Consider the following 22,363-nt stretch of genomic DNA (forward strand, 5'->3'; position numbering starts at 1 on the left):
ATGATGACTTCTTCCTGAAAGATTATTCCTTGATCTGATCCCAATATTTATTCTGTGAAGGATTGATGGAGAAGAGGAGTTCATAGATGCTCTCCTTTTCCTTTTGGGTTCCCTTGCCGCGATAGATGTTGGCAAGTTCATCCTTCTTGAAATCGGTCCATATCTGTGGCAACAAACTGAGCGGGCGGTTTTCCTTCGCCTTCTTCAGTCCTGTTTCCAGGGCTGCGGTTATCTCTGTACGACCTCTTTCCGCATTATTTGCCATCTCGTCGAGTCCTTTCCGATAGTAGTCATACTGCAACTGTCTGAAGGGTTCCAACGCTCCATCCAGATAGTCTGAGATGATGGCATATCGGTTGCGGTCATCAGAGAAAGCCTTCCATCCGGGATAATCCAGGTTCTGGGCATTGTTTGTCAGATTCATGCAGCGCTGCAGGATGTCTTCACCACCTTTGGGTGCAAAACTATCCAGATCGATGCCGATGATAAGATATGCATAATAGGCAAAGAGAGCTGTAAGCTGATTGTCTATCTGCTGCTCATTGAACTCCAACTGGTCGTATTCAGCAAAACGAAACGTGAAGTTATCGTCCACATTATTATATAAGGTGGAGGTGTATGCCGAATTGAAGACGGGGCGATTGGCCTGTATCAGCGCCTTGCAGGTAAAGAGATTCTGGTCTCTGTCATACTTGGTGACGGTGATATTGAAGTTGCAGATGATGCGTTCGTTCTTCTGAAACTGAAGATGAGTCCATTGGCGATTGTTGACGAATTGCTGCAAGGTCTGTTGCAGATTGTCGAATACGCCTTTTTCCGTACCCGAGATCTGGGCATGGTTGATGGTAATCTTAGCTTGCAGCTCCTGTGCTGAAATCATAAAAGGACTGCAGCACAGGAGGCCACCAGCTAAAGATACCGGACTAAAACAGGAGAGCCAGCTCGTCAATGATGTCGTGAGCCACCTCAGTCTTCGGTTTCTTTTCATATTCTTTCTTTCCCTTTTCAGAGATGATGGTAATCTGATTGTCATCAGTGCCGAAAGTAGTGCCCGGATTACGGGTAGAGTTGAGCACGATGAAGTCGGCGTTTTTCTTCACTCTCTTCTTCTGTGCATTACTCTCTTCATCGTTGGTTTCCAGGGCGAAAGCTACGATTTGCTGATTCTTTTGTTTCATCTGTCCCAAAGCTGCTGCGATGTCATGGGTAGGCACCAGTTTCAACTCCAGGTCATCCTTTTCGCGCTTGATTTTCTTATCCGCTACATTGGCAGGACGGAAGTCTGCTACGGCTGCACAGAGAATGGCTGCATCAGATGAAGCAAAGGCTGCTGTGGCTGCCTGATACATCTCCTCACAGCTCTCCACATTGATGCGGTGGATAGCAGGACTACAGTCTAATGAAACAGGACCTGCTACCAAAGTAACATCCGCACCACGGCGAAGACATTCTTCGGCAAGTGCGAATCCCATCTTTCCTGAAGAATAATTGCCGATGAAGCGCACAGGGTCAATCTTCTCATAGGTTGGTCCCGCTGTAATCATCACCTTCTTACCGCAGAGATCTTTCCCTGCAGTCTTCTGGTTCTCTGATTCTACATCAGCAACCTTATCGGCACTCTCCATCATGTTGAAGTATCTATCCAGGTAATCCACGATGACATCCGGTTCCTCCATGCGTCCCTTTCCCTCTAATCCAGAAGCAAGGAAACCCACTTCCGGTTCGATGATATGGTTACCATAGCCGAGAAGGGTTTTCATGTTAGCCTGGGTAGAAGGATGCTTGTACATATCAAGGTCCATGGCAGGAGCAATGAAGACTGGTGCCTTCATGGAGAGATAGGTGGTGATGAGCATGTTGTCTGCAATACCATGCGCCATCTTGCCCATGGTAGATGCCGTACATGGTGCAATGACCATCGCATCCGCCCAGAGACCGAGATCCACGTGCGAATTCCAGGTACCATCACGCTGTGAGAAGAACTCGCTTACCACAGGCTTGTGGGTCAGCGCCGAGAGGGTGATAGGGGTAATGAACTCTTTACCGGCAGGCGTAATGACCACCTGTACCTCAGCTCCCTTCTTGATGAGTCCACGGATGATAAGACATGACTTGTAGGCTGCAATGGACCCCGTAATGCCCAATACGATTTTCTTTCCTTTTAACATATTATTTTCCCATTCTCTTGTTGAACTCGCGCAGACGGATACGGGTGAGTACCTGCTTGGTATTATTGGTGAAATCGCTTCCCAATACCCAGGTGAAGTAACCAGGATCCTTGGTCAGGATCTCTGCCACATCCCATCCTTTGTACTTGCCGAAGTTGAATACCTCGTGCTTGCGAGGCTCTCCCTTTTCGTCGAGTATCACATTGCCGTCGGCATCCTTCAACTCCTGCCAAACGATGCGTCCGGCAAAATCTACATTGTCGTTGCGCTTGGAGAACTCAGCAAGCTCGTCCATGTCATTATTGAGTACACGGTCGGCTTCCTCCTGAACACCTGGGGCATAACGGTCCAGCTCGCCTTTCAGTACGCAATAGGTAGCCTCGGTATCCTGGTCGGCACGGTGTGCCTCGAAGTCTTCCTCCATCTTTCTGCCGCAATAGAACTTGTAGGCAGCAGCCAGGTTACGACGCTCCATCTTCATAAAGATGTTCTGGGCATCAATGAGGCGACACTTAGAGAAATCGAAATCGATGCCTGCACGCAGAAATTCCTCTGCAAGCATAGGTACATCGAAATGATTGGAGTTATAGCCAGCAAAATCACAACCGGAGAACTCCTGGTTGAAGGTAGCCGCCAACTGCTTGAAGGTTGGTGCATCCTTCACATCATCATTGCTGATACCTGTAAGAGCAACCACCTCTTCAGGGATTGGCTTCTCTGGATTGACAAACTGGTTTTTACGAACCTCTGTTCCATCTGGATACACCTTGATATAGGAGATCTGGATGATTCTGTCTTTTACCATGTCAAGACCGGTAGTCTCTAGGTCGAACACGATCAGAGGCTTAGTAAGATTTAATTTCATTACTTCTAGTATTTATTACTATATATTACTGATAGGGAAGGGGTGTTTAGATGAACCAAGCTCCTTATTCGTTAAGGAGCATTGGCATGATGAGCATGAGGATGTCCTCGTCTTCTGGCTGCTCAGCTGGTACAATAATACCAGCACGGCTAGGATCAGCCAAGTGGAAGACAACCTGATCGCTGTTCAGATTACCCAGGATTTCCATCAAGCTGCTACCTTTGAAACCGATGCTGATGCTGGAACCGCTATATTCGCAAGCCAAAACTTCCTTGGCAGAAGTAGAGAAGTCGATGTCTTCTGAAGAAACCTCGAAACGGCCGCTCTCGATATGGAAACGGATCAGCTGGCTGCTCTCGCTGGCAAATGGCAAAACACGGCGCAATGCACTCTGCAAGCCCTTGCGATCTACGGTTATCTCACATGGGTTGTTGGCTGGAATCACTGAGTTGTAATTAGGATAGCGACCATCAATGAGGCGGCATTTCAATACGCCATCGCTAAACTGAATCTCAGCTCTGCGTGCATCAAACTTGATGGTTGCCTCATCATCCTTGCTCAGAATGTTCTTCAGCAATGATGCTGGCTTCTTTGGCAGGTTGAATGAAGAAGGAGTCTCACTCTTGACAGTGAAGTTCTTGCTTCTTACCAACTTATGGCCATCACTTGCAACGATGGCAAGCGATTCGGGAGTAAGGTCGAAATAGATACCATTCATTACTGGGCGCAGCTCATCGCTGGCTGTTGCAAAGAGAGAACGGTTGATATTGTCGATCAGCACCTGTGCTGGCAAGACGAGGGTAGTGCAGGCATCACCCATATCCTGTGTTGGAGGATAGTCTTCAGCATTCAAGCCTGTGAAATTATAGAGACCATTCTGATATACAATCTTAATGGCATAACTATCTGTATCTACATCGAAGCTGAGAGGCTGCTCAGGCAACTCCTTCAATGCATCCAGGATGACGCGGTTGGCAACGCAGAACTCGCCTTCGCCATCGCAGTCAGTGAGAGCGATGGTACTCTTGATGATGTTGTCACTGTCGCTTGCGGTGATAGTCATCTCGCCGTTGGCAACTTGAAACAGGAAATTGTCAAGGATAGGCAGAGAATTCTTGCTGCCAATCACCTTAGCAAGCATATTGAGCTTGCTGTTCAATGCTGAACTTGAAACTGTAAATCTCATGAGTCGTTATTTTATATTATTAATTTTCTATATTACTTATCTCATTTTCATTGCTGATGCTCCTTAATGAGTCGTTATTTTATATTATTAATTTTCTATATTACTTATCTCATTTTCATTGCTGATGCTCCTTAACTTGATGGGTAAATTGGAGCATTTGCGCAATTATGAGCACAAAAATACAAAAAATATTGGGGATAGACAAAAATAATCGAAGAAATGTTTTTGTTTTAAAACTATTTTTAGTAATTTCGCAGTCAGAAAGAAAAATAGTAGATAGATTTACTCGTTTTTGAGCCTCTTCATACATCCTTTGATTCTCGATGGAAATGGGGCTCGGCAGGCGAAGGATAGAAACAATTTTTAAAATAATAATATGGAATTACAAGGAAAGGTAATTGCCGTTTTACCAGAAAAAAGCGGCGTTTCAGCAAGAGGTGAGTGGAAGGCTCAGTCTTATGTCATTGAAACTCATGAGCAGTATCCAAAGAAGCTTTGCTTCGATGTTTTCGGTGCAGACCGTATTGCTCAGTTCAACATCCAGAGTGGTGAGGAACTTTTGGTTTCTTTTGATTTGGATGCACACGAATATAATGGTCGTTGGTTCAACAGTGTCCGCGCTTGGAATGTGCAGCGTGTAGATCCTAATGCTGTTGCTGCCATGCAGGGTGGCATGCAGCCTGTTGGTTCTCCATTCCCTCCAGTAAGTGCGGCTCCTCAGGCAGCTCCAGCTCCTGCTCAGGGTGCAACTGCTCCATTCCCTCCAGCTCAGCCAGCAGCTCCAGCAGCAGGTGGCAGCGCAGACGATCTCCCATTCTAAGAGAGAAAGCATGTAAGAAAATTGCAAAGAGCATTCGAAAGGGTTTGTTTCCACAATCCTTACGAATGCTCTTTTTCTTTAATTGGACTTCTATACCGGTTTAACCAGCTGAAACATTACCCTTAAGGAAAAAAAGATTTATCCTTAAGGAAAAATATTATTTCCCTTAAGGGAAAATATTTCTAGCCTTAAGGGTAAAAGTTTAGCACTTGATGGAAGCTAAACTTTAACCTGGGAAAAACTTATACTTTTTTATTCCTTTGCTAATCGTTTCGTCTTCTTTTTTCAAAGAATGCCCAGGATGCAGCAAAGAACAATACCACTGCGGCAGCATTTTCGACCGCTACCATCCAGAAGGCACCACTATAACCGAAATGCTCGGCTACAACACCACCCAGAAGACAACCGATTCCAAATCCCAGGTCCCAACCGGTCAGGATACTGCTGTTAGCCGTTCCACGCTGGTTGTGGCGGGCTACATTGATAAACATATTCAGGAAGGCTGGATACAGGTGACCATTTCCCAATCCTATAAATGCAGCTGAAAGATAGTAGGCTATCGGATGCTTGATGGCTACGAATATCGTAAAACCAACGAGCGATATCAGCATTCCTTCGGCAGCATTCTGGGTCAGCTTCCCCTGACTCAAAGCCTTTCTGCCTTGCAATCTACTCAGGAACAATCCCATAGAGAGAATGGCGAAATAGGTACCCGTTCCTCCGGTAATGCCTAATTCCTCCTTACTGTAAATGGCGAGATAGTTGCTCAATACACCCCAGCAGAAACCAAACATGCAGATGTTGATGGCCAACAGCCAGGCGCGGGTCAGGAAGAAGCGGTCGAGCGAGAGCTTCTCCTTGTTTTTGATGATTTCCTTCTCTGGGAGTTTCACCGTTCCAGCTATCACTACAGAAGCAATGGCTACCACAAAGGCTATCCAGAAAAGTACCATATAGCTACCCACCAGATTGTGCAGATAGATACCTATAGAAGGGGCTATCGCCATGGCGAAGTTGTTGCTCAATCCATAAAGACCGATACCCTCATTGCGTCTGCTCGCTGGCAAGACATCGATGGCACAGGTACTGTTGGCAACAGTTACCGCTCCGAAAGGTCCACCATGCAGGGTTCGGCAGATGGCAAACATCAGGATGGTACTGGCTGCTATGTATCCTGCAAAGAAGATGGCAAAAGCCGTCAGACATACCATCAGCACTTTCTTACGGGAAAATCCATCCACCACATATCCGCTAAACGGACGGATGATGAGTGCCGCTACCGTATATCCGCTCAGAACAATGCCTATCACATCCTTCGTAGCCCCGAAGGTCTCACTCAGATAGAGTGGGAGGAGTGGGGTGAGGAGATAGAAGGCAAAGTAGAGCAGAAAGTTGGTGGTCATCACCTTGATGTAATTCGCATTCCAAAGTTTTTCTTTCATCTCTTCTGTATTTCTTAATTTCAAGATTCTACCCTATACTTATCTTTAGTCCAGAGCGAGTATAGTCTGCTTGCGAAAGTTTATATTCTATTCTCTAGCCAAGCATCAATGAGTTTGCGGGCAATCGACAATTTCTCCGGCAGAACAGGGAGATTGTCCTTGCTGAACCATTTGCCGCGGGAAAGCTCTTCCTTCTGAAGATGAATCTCGCCATCTACATATTCGGCTGTATATCCTACCATCAAGCCACATGGGAACGGCCATGGCTGGGAACCGAAATACTTGAGGTTCTTGATGGTCAGACCAGTTTCTTCCATCACCTCACGATGAACAGCTTCCTCCAGACTTTCACCGGTTTCCACAAAACCGGCTACCAAGGAATCGAAGTTACCCTTGAAGTTGCGGGCATGAACAAGCAGCACCTGATCGCCCTTCTTGATAAGAACGATGATGGCTGTAGCGAGAGAGGGCCAGACAGACTTGCCACACTCGGTACACTTCTTACTGATATCTGTTGACATCTTCATAGGTGAACCGCATACACCGCAAAACTGGGTGTTCATATCCCAATAGTTCAGTTCCTGACATTTTCCCGCTTTCTGATACAACTCTGGGGAGAGCTTGTAAAAGCTAGGACGCAAACCGCACATCTCATATTTCGGATTGTCGGTTACGGGCTCTGGAATGGTAAAAGTCTTCACTTCCGTACCGTCATTCATCGGTGTGATGTTGAGGATATGGGTCCAAGGCTTGGTTGCTATCGGACTTTCCTCACTACATGGAATCGTATAGGTTCCATCTTCTCTCTTCTCGAGCAAGATATCTGTCTTGCAAAATATAAACCAATACTTCATAATCTATTATTTTTTCTTTCCGAAAAGCAACTCATAGTCACGCTGGGCAGCAGGCTTGGTCCATGCTTCCGGCACAAACTTCCAGTTGTTGTTTGGCTTGGCATCTACGGTTCCCATCTTTTCGATGGCCTCCATCAGATAGTAACGCTGGTCGCGCTCACTGCGATAGATGATTCTGCTATCCAGACTATCCTTTGGAATACCGGCACCACGGGTGAGGAGCTCTCCGCCGCCATTGCCGCGATAACTGTTCACTGCCACCTTATACCATTTCTTTTCATCGAAAGGCTGACCATTGCTCATACGCAGAATCTTCACCTTCTCGCCGTCTGGCTTGGTAACATCTACCTCATAATCGATGCCGGCAGCACTATCGAAGTTGAAGGAGAGGTTCTTGAAGCCCAGACGCTGCTGATCACCCTTGGTCTGGGTATCGAGCAGGAGCAGATGGTCTTCAGGACTCTTCATCGTATTCACCCAGAGATCATAGCTCATCTCCAGATGCTTACGGATCTCCTCACCGGTAAGGCGCATCACATAGAGCTGGTTCTCATATTTATAGAGATTGAACATGTCACCAACGTAGATAGGTCCCGCCTTGATGGTAGAATTAAACTGGAGGGGCGCATTGAAGGCAATATCAGCATTCGTGATCTGAAGCTGCAGGTTGAGGATGAAGTCATTGAAGGCGCAGCTGCCGAAGAAAGACTCGCGGCTGTGAATGGTATTCTTGAAAGTTCCGATCTGCTTGCTGACAAACTTGTTGATTTCTGCAATCTGAGGCTCGAATGCCTTCATGAAATCCTCATCAATAGGACATTTTGTCACATCTGGCAGACTGCCAACTATCTTCTTGTCTGTCACAACATACTGTTTTTTGCCATTCACCTTCTTCTTGTTCAGGGTAATGGTCACCTCGGCATCTGCCACATTCAGTGCATTATTGGCAGGGTCAAGACACACCACAGGCTTACCTTCCACATTCAGGATCGTCTCATTGTAGCGGGTATGGTCATGTCCGAAGAGTACCATGTCGAAGCCTGGCACCTCCTTTGCTACCCGCAGGGAGGCATCCTCCTCATATTCGGGAGTGACAATACCGCCATCCTTACCGCTGTGGAAGACACCAATGACAACGTCCGGCTTCTCCTTCTCCTGGATAATCTTCATCCATTTACGGGCACTGGTCACCATATTCTCAAACTTCATTCCGCTCCAGAGATTCTCTGTCAGCCAGTTGGGAATAGCTGGAGTCAACATACCGAGAACGGCTATCTTCACACCCTCACGGTTCAGGATGATATAAGGCTTCACATAAGGCTTACCGGTCTTGGTATCAATGATATTGGCACCCAGCACCGGACAATCTAACTCCCTGATCCACTTGTCATAAACCGCATGTCCGGTCTCTACATCGTGATTACCGAAAGCCTGGGCATCATACTTCATATAGTTGACGACATCAGCTGCTACATTACGAGCCTGGGTGTTGATATAATTATAGAAGTAGCAGGTAGGTTGTCCCTGAAGAATATCGCCATTCTCCAGGAGGATGACATTGTCCTTATAGGTCTTGCGCAGATCGTTTACATAAGAAGATACGCGTGCCAGGGTTCCTGCCTTCGGTTTGCTATTGATGAAATCGTATGGAAAGAAAGAACCATGGACATCACTCGTCTGAATCACTCTGAGTTTGACGGTGCGCGACTGAGCCATTGCCTGCGAATTAAAAGTGAGCGCCAACAAGAGCGCAGCGAATAACTGTTTCATACTTTTTTCTCGAATTTATTTGTTTCAACTGCAAAATTACAAAAAAGTTGGCAATTACGGCATACTTTTTGTTGGATTCTTATAAAAATCATAAAAATAGGAGGTATTATACTATGGCATTTGTAGATTATTACAAGATTCTCGGTGTAGATAAGAACATCCCGCAGAAGGATGTGCGCGCTGCATATCGCAAGCGTGCTAAACAGTTTCATCCGGATTTGCATCCTAACGACCCAAAGGCAAAGGCTAAGTTCCAGGCGCTGAACGAGGCGTATGAGGTGATTTCGGATCCGGAAAAGCGTGCTAAGTACGACCAGTACGGCGAGCAGTGGAAGAATGTAGGAGGCTTCGGTGGTGGAGGCTATGATGGTGCTGCCGGCGGAGGTGCCGGCGGTGGAAATCCATTCGAAGGCTTCGACTTCAGCAGCTTCGGTGGTGGAGGAGGTGGTTTCTCCAGCTTCTTCGAAAATCTCTTCGGCGGAGGTCGTGCCCGTGGTTCACAAGGTGCCGGTTTCGGTGGCTTTGGCGGATTCGGCGGAGCAGGTGCTGGTTTCGGTGCCGGTGCAGAATATGGTACAGGCGGATGTAACGGCGGATGCGGTGGCCGTAGCGCCAGAACGAATACGGGCGAGATGAACATGAATGTGAATATTGACATGTACACCGCACTGCTCGGTGGTGAGGGTATCATCACATTGAGCAATGGTTCGAAGATTAAACTGAAAATCAAACCGGAAACCCAGAATGGTACCAAGGTACGTGTTCGCGGCAAGGGTTATGACAGAGGTGATGGAACCTTTGGTGATCTGATGATTACCTATAACGTGAAGTTGCCTACTGGTCTGAATGAAAAACAGAAAGAATTGCTCCGGCAGATGAAGGAAGCAAAGTAAAAGGAAAAAAGAAAGCTCCGATGGAATCAACAAACCATCGGAGCTTTCTTTTTAATCAGAAACCTTGTTCATATTGAAGGCAGAAACCTTGCCGTCAGGTGAAACAACTGCAGAAATCTTAAAGAGTTGTTCCTTCTTGGTGCCATCTGTCAAATCTACGTCCTGACGGGCTGAGAACTGTACCTGATACTCATATTCCTCATCGCCAACCTCGCGCTTCTTGATCTGGTAGTCGTTGTTGATGTGCCAGTTCATATTGGCTACATTATCTTTATAGAGCTTGTCCATAAAGGTAACGACATCAGCCTTGGTAGCCGAGTTCTTACCAAGCAGGGAAGAGAGTATATCCTCGCAGGTAGCTGTCAATCCATCTGCATTATGGGAATTGATGCTCTGGAAGAACTGACGGAACAATCCGCTCACCATCTGCTTTTCTTCTGGCTGGAGGTCACGGCTCTTCACCTTCTTCAGGGCATTTTCTGCCTCTTCGATATGAGCACCATCTGTATGAGCATTCAGGTATGCCTGATAGGCATCAGCTGTATCTGCAGCCTTAGCTACATTCCAGTCGAGGGAATCTATTTTAAGCAAAGCTTCCTGTTTGTGCAAACTGTTAGGATACTTCTGGAGATATGCTTCCAAAGCTTCTTTCGATCCGCTCACTATCGCATTGGTCCAATCCTGGTCGTTCTGCTTCAACTGGTCAAGATGAGCCATGATGGAATCGCGATGTGCTTCATCTGCATCCTTGTAGGTATCGAGATAACTCTGCAGTACCATCGGGTCACTGCTTTGCATCGCATACTCATAAGCTTCCAACTCCTTGTTGCGATTGGCACTGTCGTAGAAGTAATACATAATGCCACATGCCAAGACTGCAAAGATGAATGAGATGATGAAGATAGAGCGGGGGTTCTTTTTCTTCTGTGGTTCCTGAGGAGTATTGCCCTCTCCGCCATCATTTCCGCTCGCAGTAACACCAGGACGACGTACAGGAGGTACTGGTGGGACAGGAGGGGTTGGAGGGACAGTCTGAGAAGTAGAAGATACGACTTGAGAAGTCGAAGGAATCTCTGGAGCTGGAGAAGATACCGGAGACGGAGATGCAACCGGTGTTGGATCTTTTACAGCTGCAGATGATGCAACAGGATGCGTAACACCCACTGCTATCTCATGGCAGTTTGGGCACATCTCCTGACTGCTGAAATAAACCTCACCGCAATGAGGGCATTTAGTGATTTTTCCAGCTATCTCAACGCCACAACTAGGACAGGTTGGAGCCTTGTCACTGATCTGGCGGCCACATTCTGGACATTTAATAATTGCCATAGTTTTATTTAAAGTTTATGTTTTACTTAAATTATTCATGTTTCTATGCTTCAGACCTGTTCACTCTTTACCTTGAAACTAATCATAAAGTTCAATGCTCCAAGTTCAAAGTTACAAAGCCTTATCTGTGTCTGAATCTAATCTCTCTCAATCGATGCCTGCCCATGAATCTGCTCTTATCCACGTAGCCATTGATACCGTTCAGTTTTCCCTTACCGGTATATTGCCACATTTCAAAGTCTCTTCCATCCTTGAGCACTGGTTCTCGCTTGGTATATTGTGCTATCATCAGTTTGTAGCTGTCGAGCTTTCCCAAGAGATAATGGTCATAGAAGTTGGCACCCGTATAGATGAGCGGCTTCTGTCTGTATGCCTTTTCCACGAGCTGCAGGAACTTGAAGAGAGAGTCGCAAAATTCTTCTGTTTCCAAACCACTCTTGGTCTCTACGTCGATCATCGGCAAGAGATCCTGGTTGTCTGGACGGCACTGTGCCATGAAATTCTTCAACTGGGTTTGCTGAGGAATACGGGCACGATAAAAGTGGTATGAACCCACCTTGAGTCCATATCTATGAGCCAGATCAATATTCTGCTTATATTTGCTATCTACATTGGTTCCACCTTCGGTAGCCTTCAGATAGACATACGCCATCTTGGAGTTATCGCCCACCGTTTCCCAGAACACATTGCCCTGATAGTGGCTGAGGTCTATGCCATGCACATGACTGCAGGTATCCTCGCATTGCACCTGCGCACTTGCGCATAGTGCTATAATAGATGATATTATTGTTATACAAAATCGTTTCATAGATGCAAAGGTACGAAAATAGCTTGAAATTCGTCACAGAGTATGCTTATTTTTTATATATTTTATATTATTCTTCGATTTCTGAGAGCGAGCGGTAGAAGTTATTGCAGAAATTGCTGATAGTTTCTATGGGCGCATATTCCAGATACCGCATACTGCGGCGCAGGTTTTTGCGCATCGTGCCACCGGTGGTGCGAACGAATCCAGCCTGAGTCTGCTCGAATAAAATTTCCTGCTGATCGAGACTGTTATAATAAAGCGAACGGAGGGTCAGCTTGTAGGCACCACGTTCTATACGGCGCACGAAAGGTATCTCATCCTGTTCAAATTCGAAGAAAAGGATAAGTACACTGCCCTGCAACTGCGCCATACGCTGGATGCGGAGCTTGCGCAGCCATTTTTCCAGTTTTACGAAATCTACCTTGTCGCCCTTGGTGCGCAGATAGTTTCCCATCTCAATGATGCCGCCAAGATTAACGCCATTGGCTAATATTCCATTGATATTGGATACGATGATGCGAAGTAAATGAATGGTCTCAATAGAGGTGTCGATGGCATGACGCTCGTTTTCCTGTATGCTGGCTAAACGTCGGTTCAGGAAACCATTGTTCATGCGTACTTCACCCGCAGGCACATCGCTGAGGTTTTTCATCATCTGGGCTATCTTCTTCTGTTTGAAGGTAGTCATCGGTTCCATCTCCTCCTTCGTATGAAAGTGATCGGAACGCAGCTTGACAAAAAGGTTTCTCTGTAAAAAATCCATCGTGTATTTATTTAAAAGTTAAACAATTGACAATAAGCTACTTCCATTCTAGCTGTATCGCTTCGGGTAACGAAATAGTATCGAAAACAGCGCAGCTATACCGATAGCCAGAGGATAATAGAGGTATGGAAGGATATCCATCGGACTCAGATTGGCAAGACCTGCTGCCAGAAGCATCTGTACTCCGTAGGGTATCAAGCCCTGAACCGTACAGGAGAAAGTATCGAGGATACTGGCTGCCTTGCGGTTGTCAACTCCAAACTTATCACCGATTTTCTTGGCTATATTGCCTACCGTGAGGATGGCAACCGTATTGTTGGCAGTACATACATTAACCATAGAAACCAGTGCTGCAATAGACAGTTCGGCTCCTCGCTTGTTACTGACGTGTGCCGTAATCTTGTCGATGATATAATTGATACCGCCATTCTCACGGATGATTTCGAGCATGCCACCCGCCATCATTGCGATGATGACCAGTTCGCCCATACCGATGATTCCATTACCCATGGCTGAGAACCAGCCAAAGAGACCGTAACCTCCGGTAGCACCCAGAAGCTGACAACTTACACCAATCACACCACAGAGCAATGTTCCCATCGTAAGAACCGCCATCACATTCATACCCGCCACAGCTGTGACAAGTACTACCAGATAAGGGAGCACCTTGACATATTCAACCTCCGGAATATCAGTAGGTGCCTGCAGACCGATACCCATCACGGCATAAATAGCCAGTACAATAACGGCGGCAGGTACTACGATAAGAGAATTGACACGGAACTTATCGCTCATCTTGCAATTCTGAGTCTGGGAAGCAACTACCGTGGTATCAGAGATAAAGGAGAGATTATCTCCAAAATAAGCTCCACCAACGATGATAGCTGTCATCATACCTGTATTAACGTCCATGGAGTGGGCGAGTCCTGCAGCTATAGGAACAAGTGCCACAACGGTACCTACACTTGTTCCGATGGATACGGAGATAAAGCAGGCTGCCAGAAACAGTCCCGGCAGAATCATGCTGGCGGGAAGAATGCTGAGTGCAAGATTGACTGTTGCATCGACAGCTCCCATCGCCTTAGCCGAAGCTGCGAAGGAACCTGCCAATACATATATCCACAACATGAGCATCAGATTGTTGGCGCCGGCACCCTTGCTATAGGTATCTACACGACTCTTGATGGGCATACCACCAGAAATCGCAATGGCATAGATACTGGAGATCATAAATGCCACGGTGAGCGACAAATTGGTATCCTTATGACTGGCATCTACCGAATAGACGGTGAATGCCACGATGAGGACAATCAACAAAAACAATGGCGACAACGCCAACAATCCTTTCTTATTACTCATGTTTCTTTTTAAGTTATTACAATGTTACTCCATTCTTGAAAATGGAAATCTCACGATAGCCGTTGTACTCGTTGCGAGCTTAGATCTGCGTTCTGCGGTAGAAATCGATATTCTCCTTCATCAGCAGCTCAATAGGCATGTAATTCACCGGATTCACCTTCTTCTTGAGAACGATGGCACGGAAGAGGGTATCCACGCAATAGTAGCCCTGCATATAGGCATGCTGTGCGATGAGGAACGAGATACTGCCTTCGCGAAGACATTTCGCATTCTTGTCCACCATATCATAACCCATGATCTGTACATCACGGCGATTGGACTTAAGCAGATAATCTCCCACGATATGCGCCTTCGATGTCATTGTTATACAATGATGTGTAGCAGGATGTTCGTCAAAGTACTGACCCAGCATCTTCTGGTACTCGTTGCGGGTTCCATTGAGCGGAAGATCAAGCACATTGATGACAATCTGTGGGAAATGATCGTGCATATAATGACGGAATCCCACCTCACGGTTATCCTGCTGCTTGCTGACCACATGGCCATCCTTGGTCTGTCTCATCAGCATCACCTCTTTCTCATTGCCCGCAAGCATCATCAGCATCTTGGCTGCAAAATAGCCAGAGCAGAACGAATCCTGTCCATAGAAGGAGAGAGGGCGCAAGTCTGGCATATAAGAATCGAGAAGGATAAATGGAATACCCTTTTGATGCAACTGGTCTGTAAAACCACGTGTCACTTCCAAAGATGATGGTACTATGATAACACCTTCCGGATTGGCATCAAGAATCTCTTGTGAAACAGCCTTGAAAGAATCCTCATTGGAACGCTCAAAGAATCGAATCTCAACATCAATATGGAAATCCCGGCGCTGGTCTTCGCACTTTCTTGCACCTTCTTCTATCTCTTCCCAATAGGCTTCCGACTCATGCTTCGGTATCAGAAGATAAAAAGTATAAGCCTTGTTGTATGCCAATGCACTGGCATACATATTAGGTTGATAATTCATTTCCTTGAGCGCTTGTTCCACCTTCTCACGAGCCGGCTTCGACACGTTCGGGCGGTCGTGGAGCACACGGTCCACTGTTCCTACAGATACGCCTGCTCTTTCGGCGATATCCTTGATTCTGATTCTTTCGGCCATTGTTTTTAAGTTTATGGTTTGAGCACATCGCACGTACATTATTATATGATAACTGTGCGCACAAACTGTGCTTTTTTACTATGTTTTGTTGAACTGCTGGTTTGTGTACGGTCACACCATCAGCATTCTGGCGCAAATATACAACATTTTTTTGAATTGTGCGAATGCACAGCTCTTTTTTTGCACAAAAAACGAAAAAAAAGGAGAAAAAAAGGGGAAAAGTGAGAAAAATACGAAAAAACAGGGCGATAAATGAAAAAAAACTGCGATTAAATTTTGGTATTCGAGAAATTATAGCTATTTTTGCCAACGGTTACGGACAACTACAATAAAAAATTGTCTATTAGTAAACAAACAATAAAAACAAAGAAATTAAAACTATCAAACAATGGCAAAGATTGTAACATTAGGCGAGATTATGCTTCGTTTGTCACCAGAAGGCAACGATCGTTTCATCCAGAGTGAGTCACTTCGCATCATCCCTGGTGGTGGTGAGGCTAACGTTGCTGTTAGCCTTGCTAACTATGGTCACGATGCATATTTCGTATCAAAGTTGCCAAAGCACGAGATTGGCCAGATTGCAGTAAATGGTCTTCGTCGTTATGGCGTCAATACTGAGTTTATCGCCCGCGGTGGTGAAAGAGTAGGTCTCTACTATGCTGAGACAGGTGCTTCTATGCGCCCATCTAAGGTTATCTACGACCGTGCTCACAGCGCTATCGCAGAGGCTGATCCTTCTGATTTCGACTTTGACAAGATCATGGAGGGTGCTCAGTGGTTCCACTGGAGCGGAATTACTCCTGCTATCAGCGACAAGGCTGCAGAATTGACCAAGTTGGCTTGTGAGGCAGCTAAGCGTCATGGCGTAACAGTATCTGTTGACCTCAACTTCCGCAAGAAGCTCTGGACACCAGAGAAGGCTATCTCTGTTATGCGCCCATTGATGCAGTATGTAGATGTTTGCATCGGTAACGAGGAAGATGCTCAGCTTTGCCTGGGCTTCAAGCCTGATGCAGACGTAGAAGGCGGCAAGACTGATGCTGAGGGTTACTATGGCATCTTCAAGGGTATGATGGAAGAGTTCGGCTTCAAGTATGTCGTTTCTACGCTCCGTGAGTCTCTTTCTGCTACTCATAATGGCTGGAAGGCTCTTATCTATGATGGTAAGGAGTTCTATCAGAGCAAGCACTACGACATCAACCCTATCATCGACCGCGTGGGTGGTGGTGACTCTTTCTCTGGTGGTTTGATCCATGGTCTCCTGACTAAGGAGACTCAGGGCGAGGCACTTGAGTTCGCTGTTGCTGCTTCTGCCTTGAAGCACACTATCCCTGGCGACTTCAACTTGGTTTCTGTTGACGAGGTTGAGAGCCTTGCTGGCGGTAACGCTAATGGTCGTGTACAGCGATAACATTTAACATTAAAACACAAAGATGGCAAAGTTTAGCAAAATGCAGGTCATGGCAGCTATGAAAGAGACTGGTATGGTTCCTGTATTCTTCAATAAAGATATCGAAATCTGCAAGAACGTGATCAAGGCATGCTACGAGGGTGGCGTTCGCGTATTTGAATTCACCAACCGTGGCGATTTCGCTCACGAGATTTTCGGAGAGTTGGTAAAGTGGGCTGATAAGGAGTGCCCTGAGATGATCTTGGGTGCTGGTACAGTGGTTGACGCTGGTACTGCTTCCTTGTATCTCCAGTTGGGTGCAAACTTCATCGTTGGCCCTAACTTCAATCCTGACATTGCTCCTGTATGTAACCGTCGTTTGGTGCCTTATTCACCAGGTTGTGGTTCTGTAACAGAGATCAACAATGCTCAGGCAGCAGGTTGCGATGTAACCAAGGTATTCCCTGCAGGTAATGTAGGTGGTCCTTCATTCGTTAAGAATGTAATGGCACCATTGCGTTGGAGCAACATCATGGTAACAGGTGCAGTAGAGCCAACAGAGGAGAACCTTACTCCTTGGATCAAGGCGGGTGTTTTCTGTGTAGGTATGGGATCTAAACTCTTCCCTAAGGAGACTGTTGCTGCAGCAGATTGGGCTGCCATCACAGCCAAGTGTCAGGAAGCTTTGGGCTACATTGCTAAGGCACGTGCATAATCAGGATGCATAAAAGATTTCATCATATTTATGGCATCGCCATCATCTGTATGATGGTGGCGATGTTTGTTTTTTCAGCTTGTTCGCCATCGCATAAGGGCGAAGTAGATGAGCTGAATCATCTTTCTTATGCGCTTCACTATCGTAACCTGGACTCTACTAAAGTATTGGCAGAGAAGGCTTTAGCTCTTTCTGAAGACTATCCTGCCGGATATGCGGAGGCTTGCAACAACCTGGCTTTTGTGGCTATTGCCAAGATGGATTACCATACTGCCAAGCGATGGCTTGACAAGGTAAACGAACGCAGTGACAACCAGATAGAACTCCTTATTGCCGACGTTCAGAATATGCGACTCTGTCAGCGTGAGGCCCGCAACAAGGATTTCTATAGCTTCAGGGAAAAAGCCATCCGTAAACTGCGAAGAATCGGTGAGGAAATAGATAACCTTCCTCTTCGGGAGCGTCATCGCGCCATTTATGCGAAGAGTGAGTTTGATATCGTAGCTGCCACCTATTTTTATTATGTACAGCTAGACAAGCCGATGCTCAATGCGCTGGCAGATCTTGACCCGGATGAACTGGAACAGGATACGGCACAGTATCTCAACTATCTTTATAATATGGGAGCTGGTGGCGCCATCACTCATGGCACCCCACAGGAAATCTGTCAGGCGGAATTTGATATGCTCATTCGCCTCTACTTTTTGGCAAGTGGCAGCAATCCTTATCCATACTGGCAGGCAAACGCACTGCAATCTATCAGCGAACATATTCAGGATCCGGAACAGCGCGATTTCCTGGTAAAGAACAATCTGCCGGCTTTCCAGTATCTCAATGTAGAACAGATGCCTTTGGAACTTCTGGCAGGAAACTTTGCGCAACGCGCACTCAATATCTTTTCTGAATATGGAGACGTTTACCAGACGGCAGGAGCATACCGCACACTGGCAGAATGCTACTGGCAGATCAAGGATTATAAATCGGCAGGCGATTGTCTGAATAGGGCACTCAACCAGAACAGGGCTATCCAGCAGGCACCCGACCTGGTGGCTTCTATCCGGGAAAGACTCAGCCTGGTTTATTCCGCCATCGATGATAAGCCGGAAAGCGATTACAACCGCAATATTTACCTCGACTTGCAGGAGCAGAGCCGACAAGACAGGCAGTTGGAAGCGCGTGCCACTCAGTTGGACAACAATGCCGTCCAGCTGAACACGATGATTGCTGCGGTAATCTTTATGATAGTCTTGGTCGTGGTCTTGCTCTATGTATTCGACAGAATGAAGCGCCGCAATACCAAGGAAAGTTCTGTAGAATCCCTGCTGATACCTTTACATGAATGGGAAGAACAGAACATGCAGCATATCAATTTGTTATCAGAGAAGCATGAAGAATTGGAAGAAGCCAAGAATATGGTCCAGCTTCATATATCTGACAATAAGCGCCGCAACCTGGAACAGCGTGCCAAGCTTTCTCTGGTCAATAGCATCACCCCATTTATCGACCGTATGATCCATGAGGTAGATAGGCTGAAGAAGGGAGATGATCCAGAAGAAGTGAAACAGGAGCGATATACCTATATCTCAGAGTTGACTGATAAAATCAATCAATATAATTCGATTCTCACCGATTGGATACAGATGCGCCAGGGAGCCATCAATCTCCGTATTGAGAGCTTCCCGCTCCAGCCACTTTTCGATATTGTAGCCAAAGGAAAAATGAGTTTTCAAATGCGTGGGGTTAAACTGACCGTACAGCCTACAGATGCCACGGTAAAGGCAGATCGTACGCTGACACTATTCATGATTAACACCATCGCCGACAACGCCAGGAAGTTTACACCTGCAGGAGGTGAGGTCGTGGTTAGTGCCAAGAGCCATCAGGCATTTGTGGAAATATCCGTAGAAGATACAGGAAAAGGTATGGATGAAGAAACACTGCAACACATCTTCGACCGCACCTATACCGGCGGACATGGATTCGGTTTACTCAACTGTAAGGGCATTATCGATAAGTACAAGAAAATCAGTTCGCTCTTCTCTCCTTGTAATATTCAGGCAGAGAGTGAGTTGGGGAAAGGTAGTAAGTTCACTTTCCGACTGCCTTGCGGTATTCGGAAAATGCAAATGATACTGATGCTTGCCTTGATGCTGATAGGTTGTAATATCCCATCTGCCGTACAGGGAAGCACCCGGAATAATGTCTCTATGCACAGAACTGACAAGCACAGAACTGACAGGCACTGGGGCAATAAGCAGACATCGCGATTGCTGCAAACAGCAGCATCCTATGCCGACAGTGCCTATTTCAGTAATATCAATGGTACCTACGAGCGGACCCTGGCTATGGCAGATTCGTCTCGCAGCTATCTCAACCGATACTATCTGACATTGAATCCTGATGGGAAATATCTGATGGTGGCACATCCCATGAAAGGAACCGCTGCCGAAATCCATTGGCTGCACGACAGTTTGCCAACCAACTACGAGGTCATACTCGATATCCGCAATGAGAGTGCCGTGGCAGCGCTGGCGCTCCACAAATGGGAACTATACGATAGTAACAACAAGGTATATACACAACTCTTCCGTGAACGGAGTGCGGATAATTCGCTCGATAACTACGTAAGAACCATGCAGACTTCAGAAAACTCGAAGGCTGTAGCCATCGTCTTGCTGATTATCCTGCTGTTACAATTGCCACTGGCATATTATCTGCTATACTATCGCCACATCCTCCGTTATCGCTATGCCGTAGAAAAGATCAATGCTATTAACAAGGTGTTGCTCAGTGGTGATTCCAACACGGATAAGCTGAAACAGATTACCGGAATCTGGACTCCATCCGGCAGCAATAACATACGTAACGTTCAGCTTTTCCCTCAGCTCAACGAGGTGGTGAAACGTATCTCGCAGGCACTGAAGCAAAGCATTGATATGCAGCAGAATGAGGCTACGAATATAGAAATGGCAGAAGATGAGCTGCATCGTGCAGAGTATGAAAACGGAAAGTTGCACATTGCCAATTCCGTACTCGACAACTGTCTCTCTACGCTCAAGCACGAAACAATGTATTACCCATCGCGAATCAGACAGCTTATCGACAGTACCCCGGAGGATGTTACTTCCCTGCAGGAGTTGGTGGATTACTACAAGGCAATATACACGATGCTCAGCGCACAGGCAATGGAGCAGGTGGAAGGAACCGTGAAATGCGACGCAGACTTGCTGGCATATCTCAGGAAGCTTATCACTGGCGGAGTGAAGAACTTCACTTATCAGGAAACAACCTCATCATCCACCTATGTAACCTGCCAGTATATCCTTCACGATATCCCATTTGACGCAACCCGGCATCCACATCTCTTCACACCGCTCACCAGCGATATGAAGTATCTGGTGGCCCGCCAGATTGTGAGAGAAATAGGGGAGGCAACCAACCTGCGTGGCTGTGGCATTCTTGCCAAGCCGTCATCTGATGGCAAACTCATGATAGAAATCGTTTTACCTGAAAAAATAATAAAGACAAAGACATGAATAAATTTAAGGTTATTATAGTAGAAGATGTGCCTCTGGAATTGAAAGGCACAGAAGGAATCTTCAAGAACGACATACCCGAAGCTGAAATCATCGGCACTGCGGATAGTGAAATCGCTTATTGGAAACTCATCAAACAGCAAAAGCCAGACCTTGTACTGCTTGACCTTGGCTTGGGTGGCTCCACCACTGTTGGAGTAGAAATTTGCCGTAGTACAAAAGAACAGTATCCTGATGTGAAGGTCCTGATCTTTACCGGTGAGATTCTCAACGAGAAGTTATGGGTAGATGTGCTCGATGCAGGATGTGAAGGCATCATCCTCAAGAGCGGAGAATTGCTTACCCGTGGTGACGTGGCTTCCTGCATGAGTGGAAAGAAGCTGGTTTTCAACCAGCCGATTCTCCAGAAAATCGTTGATAGATTCAAGCAGAGCGTAGGAAGCCAGCTGATGCATCAGGAGGCGATGATCAATTACGAGATTGATGAGTACGACGAGCGATTCCTCCGCCATCTCGCCCTGGGTTATACCAAGGAGCAGATCACGAACCTGCGAGGTATGCCATTCGGTGTAAAGAGTCTGGAAAAACGGCAGAATGAACTCGTACAGAAGCTCTTCCCTGATGGAAATAACGGAATGAGCGTGAATGCGACCCGACTCGTGGTACGGGCATGCGAGTTACGCATCATCGATATTGATAATTTGCAGGCTGATGAAGAATAGTCATACATTCAGCAGGATATGTGGCTATTCCATGTTCCTGCTGATACTGGCACAGATAGTACTGGTGCTGGCTTCATGGCTCATCACTGCCGCTATGCCCGATGTTTTTCCCCGGTCATTGCTCAGCCCGGAAGGTATCCGATGGTTCTTCGGCACTTTCACCGCCAACCTGCAGTCACCTTGGCTGGTATGGCTGTTGCTGATCAGCATTGCCTGGGGTACGCTACGGGCAAGCGGCTTGTTAAAATACGATCATAAGGTTTACCGACAGCGCAATGCCTTGCGGTTGGTTTGCCTGGAATTCGTCCTGTTTATCGGTGTGATGCTGTTGCTCACGCTCATCCCTCATGCCATCCTGCTCAATGTGATGGGAGGATATGCCTCCAGCAGTTTTTCCAGAAGCATCTTGCCCTATATCTGTTTTATGGTCATTGTCATGGCACAGTCTTTCGGCGTAGTCAGCCAAAGACTGAACAGTATTGAGGCAATGGGAGAGGCAATGGCGGATGGAGTTCGCCTGTCTGCTCCTCTCTTTATCATCTATATACTTGTCATTCAATTATATAGTTCTGTAGATTATCTTTTTTGATGATCTTTGA

19 protein-coding genes are annotated in these 22,363 nt (G+C 46.5%); 7 read left to right on the plus strand and 12 right to left on the minus strand.

The window, feature by feature from the left end; all coding sequences use genetic code 11:
• Positions 1 to 22: 22 nt before the first annotated feature.
• The 4 genes from porD to dnaN all read right to left on the minus strand — a co-directional run bounded on the left by porD (position 23) and on the right by dnaN (position 4,219).
• Complete coding sequence (gene porD / locus AAAT87_RS07685; protein ID WP_487250785.1) at positions 23 to 988, minus strand: type IX secretion system protein PorD; 966 nt, start codon at positions 986 to 988, stop codon at positions 23 to 25.
• Positions 924 to 2,168, minus strand: coding sequence for a bifunctional phosphopantothenoylcysteine decarboxylase/phosphopantothenate--cysteine ligase CoaBC (gene coaBC / locus AAAT87_RS07690; RefSeq protein WP_349226105.1), 1,245 nt, complete (start codon positions 2,166 to 2,168; stop codon positions 924 to 926). The genes porD and coaBC overlap by 65 nt, the downstream gene beginning before the upstream one ends.
• Before the next feature lies 1 nt (position 2,169).
• A complete protein-coding gene (locus tag AAAT87_RS07695) occupies positions 2,170 to 3,033 on the minus strand; it encodes a 3'-5' exonuclease (RefSeq protein WP_293465189.1) in 864 nt (287 codons plus the stop codon).
• Between the two features lie 64 nt (positions 3,034 to 3,097).
• Entirely contained in the window at positions 3,098 to 4,219 is a 1,122-nt protein-coding gene (dnaN, locus tag AAAT87_RS07700; RefSeq protein WP_089542583.1) for a DNA polymerase III subunit beta, read from the minus strand.
• A 376-nt stretch (positions 4,220 to 4,595) separates the two neighbouring features.
• Here dnaN and AAAT87_RS07705 point away from each other — a divergent pair, with 376 nt between their 5' ends.
• Positions 4,596 to 5,039: a DUF3127 domain-containing protein gene (locus AAAT87_RS07705; protein WP_119249079.1), complete on the plus strand. Its 444-nt coding sequence runs from the start codon at positions 4,596 to 4,598 to the stop codon at positions 5,037 to 5,039.
• A 263-nt stretch (positions 5,040 to 5,302) separates the two neighbouring features.
• On the opposite strand, the gene AAAT87_RS07710 is transcribed toward AAAT87_RS07705, so the two are convergent.
• From AAAT87_RS07710 to AAAT87_RS07720, 3 genes are all read right to left on the minus strand, one after another.
• Positions 5,303 to 6,481 carry an MFS transporter gene (locus tag AAAT87_RS07710; RefSeq protein ID WP_349226106.1) on the minus strand — a complete coding sequence of 393 codons (1,179 nt, stop codon included), beginning with the start codon at positions 6,479 to 6,481 and terminating at the stop codon, positions 5,303 to 5,305.
• Positions 6,482 to 6,561: 80 nt separating this feature from the next.
• Positions 6,562 to 7,338, minus strand: coding sequence for an NAD(+) diphosphatase (gene nudC / locus AAAT87_RS07715; protein ID WP_295023707.1), 777 nt, complete (start codon positions 7,336 to 7,338; stop codon positions 6,562 to 6,564).
• Between the two features lie 3 nt (positions 7,339 to 7,341).
• Positions 7,342 to 9,105 carry a bifunctional metallophosphatase/5'-nucleotidase gene (locus tag AAAT87_RS07720; RefSeq protein ID WP_298530312.1) on the minus strand — a complete coding sequence of 588 codons (1,764 nt, stop codon included), beginning with the start codon at positions 9,103 to 9,105 and terminating at the stop codon, positions 7,342 to 7,344.
• A gap of 113 nt (positions 9,106 to 9,218) precedes the next feature.
• On the opposite strand from AAAT87_RS07720, the gene AAAT87_RS07725 reads away from it, so the two are divergent.
• Positions 9,219 to 9,998, plus strand: coding sequence for a DnaJ domain-containing protein (locus AAAT87_RS07725; RefSeq protein WP_295023695.1), 780 nt, complete (start codon positions 9,219 to 9,221; stop codon positions 9,996 to 9,998).
• Positions 9,999 to 10,049: 51 nt separating this feature from the next.
• Here AAAT87_RS07725 and AAAT87_RS07730 read toward each other — a convergent pair whose 3' ends face one another.
• From AAAT87_RS07730 to AAAT87_RS07750, 5 genes are all read right to left on the minus strand, one after another.
• Positions 10,050 to 11,327 carry a zinc ribbon domain-containing protein gene (locus AAAT87_RS07730; protein ID WP_296973247.1) on the minus strand — a complete coding sequence of 426 codons (1,278 nt, stop codon included), beginning with the start codon at positions 11,325 to 11,327 and terminating at the stop codon, positions 10,050 to 10,052.
• 121 nt (positions 11,328 to 11,448) lie between these two features.
• Positions 11,449 to 12,135: a glycoside hydrolase family 25 protein gene (locus AAAT87_RS07735; protein WP_349226107.1), complete on the minus strand. Its 687-nt coding sequence runs from the start codon at positions 12,133 to 12,135 to the stop codon at positions 11,449 to 11,451.
• A gap of 67 nt (positions 12,136 to 12,202) precedes the next feature.
• Entirely contained in the window at positions 12,203 to 12,898 is a 696-nt protein-coding gene (locus AAAT87_RS07740; RefSeq protein WP_264965525.1) for a hypothetical protein, read from the minus strand.
• 48 nt (positions 12,899 to 12,946) lie between these two features.
• Entirely contained in the window at positions 12,947 to 14,257 is a 1,311-nt protein-coding gene (locus AAAT87_RS07745; RefSeq protein ID WP_295023698.1) for a Na+/H+ antiporter NhaC family protein, read from the minus strand.
• A gap of 79 nt (positions 14,258 to 14,336) precedes the next feature.
• Positions 14,337 to 15,401 (minus strand): LacI family DNA-binding transcriptional regulator, encoded by a 1,065-nt coding sequence (locus AAAT87_RS07750; protein WP_295023699.1) that lies wholly within the window; start codon positions 15,399 to 15,401, stop codon positions 14,337 to 14,339.
• A 388-nt stretch (positions 15,402 to 15,789) separates the two neighbouring features.
• Here AAAT87_RS07750 and AAAT87_RS07755 point away from each other — a divergent pair, with 388 nt between their 5' ends.
• From AAAT87_RS07755 to AAAT87_RS07775, 5 genes are read left to right on the plus strand one after another with little or no spacing between them, the layout of a single operon-like run.
• A complete protein-coding gene (locus AAAT87_RS07755) occupies positions 15,790 to 16,812 on the plus strand; it encodes a PfkB family carbohydrate kinase (RefSeq protein WP_349226108.1) in 1,023 nt (340 codons plus the stop codon).
• A gap of 22 nt (positions 16,813 to 16,834) precedes the next feature.
• Positions 16,835 to 17,506: a bifunctional 4-hydroxy-2-oxoglutarate aldolase/2-dehydro-3-deoxy-phosphogluconate aldolase gene (locus AAAT87_RS07760; RefSeq protein ID WP_089542570.1), complete on the plus strand. Its 672-nt coding sequence runs from the start codon at positions 16,835 to 16,837 to the stop codon at positions 17,504 to 17,506.
• Positions 17,507 to 17,511: 5 nt separating this feature from the next.
• On the plus strand, positions 17,512 to 21,042 hold the full coding sequence (locus tag AAAT87_RS07765) for a sensor histidine kinase (RefSeq protein ID WP_349226109.1): 3,531 nt from the start codon (positions 17,512 to 17,514) through the stop codon (positions 21,040 to 21,042).
• The gene (locus AAAT87_RS07770; RefSeq protein ID WP_089542569.1) at positions 21,039 to 21,764 is read left to right on the plus strand and encodes a DUF5932 domain-containing protein; all 726 of its coding nucleotides are present in this window, start codon (positions 21,039 to 21,041) and stop codon (positions 21,762 to 21,764) included. The genes AAAT87_RS07765 and AAAT87_RS07770 overlap by 4 nt, the downstream gene beginning before the upstream one ends.
• Positions 21,754 to 22,353 (plus strand): AbgT family transporter, encoded by a 600-nt coding sequence (locus tag AAAT87_RS07775; RefSeq protein ID WP_349226110.1) that lies wholly within the window; start codon positions 21,754 to 21,756, stop codon positions 22,351 to 22,353. The genes AAAT87_RS07770 and AAAT87_RS07775 overlap by 11 nt, the downstream gene beginning before the upstream one ends.
• Positions 22,354 to 22,363: the final 10 nt, after the last annotated feature.

Source organism: Segatella sinensis (assembly GCF_040095255.1).
In the GTDB taxonomy this organism is placed as follows: domain Bacteria; phylum Bacteroidota; class Bacteroidia; order Bacteroidales; family Bacteroidaceae; genus Prevotella; species Prevotella sinensis.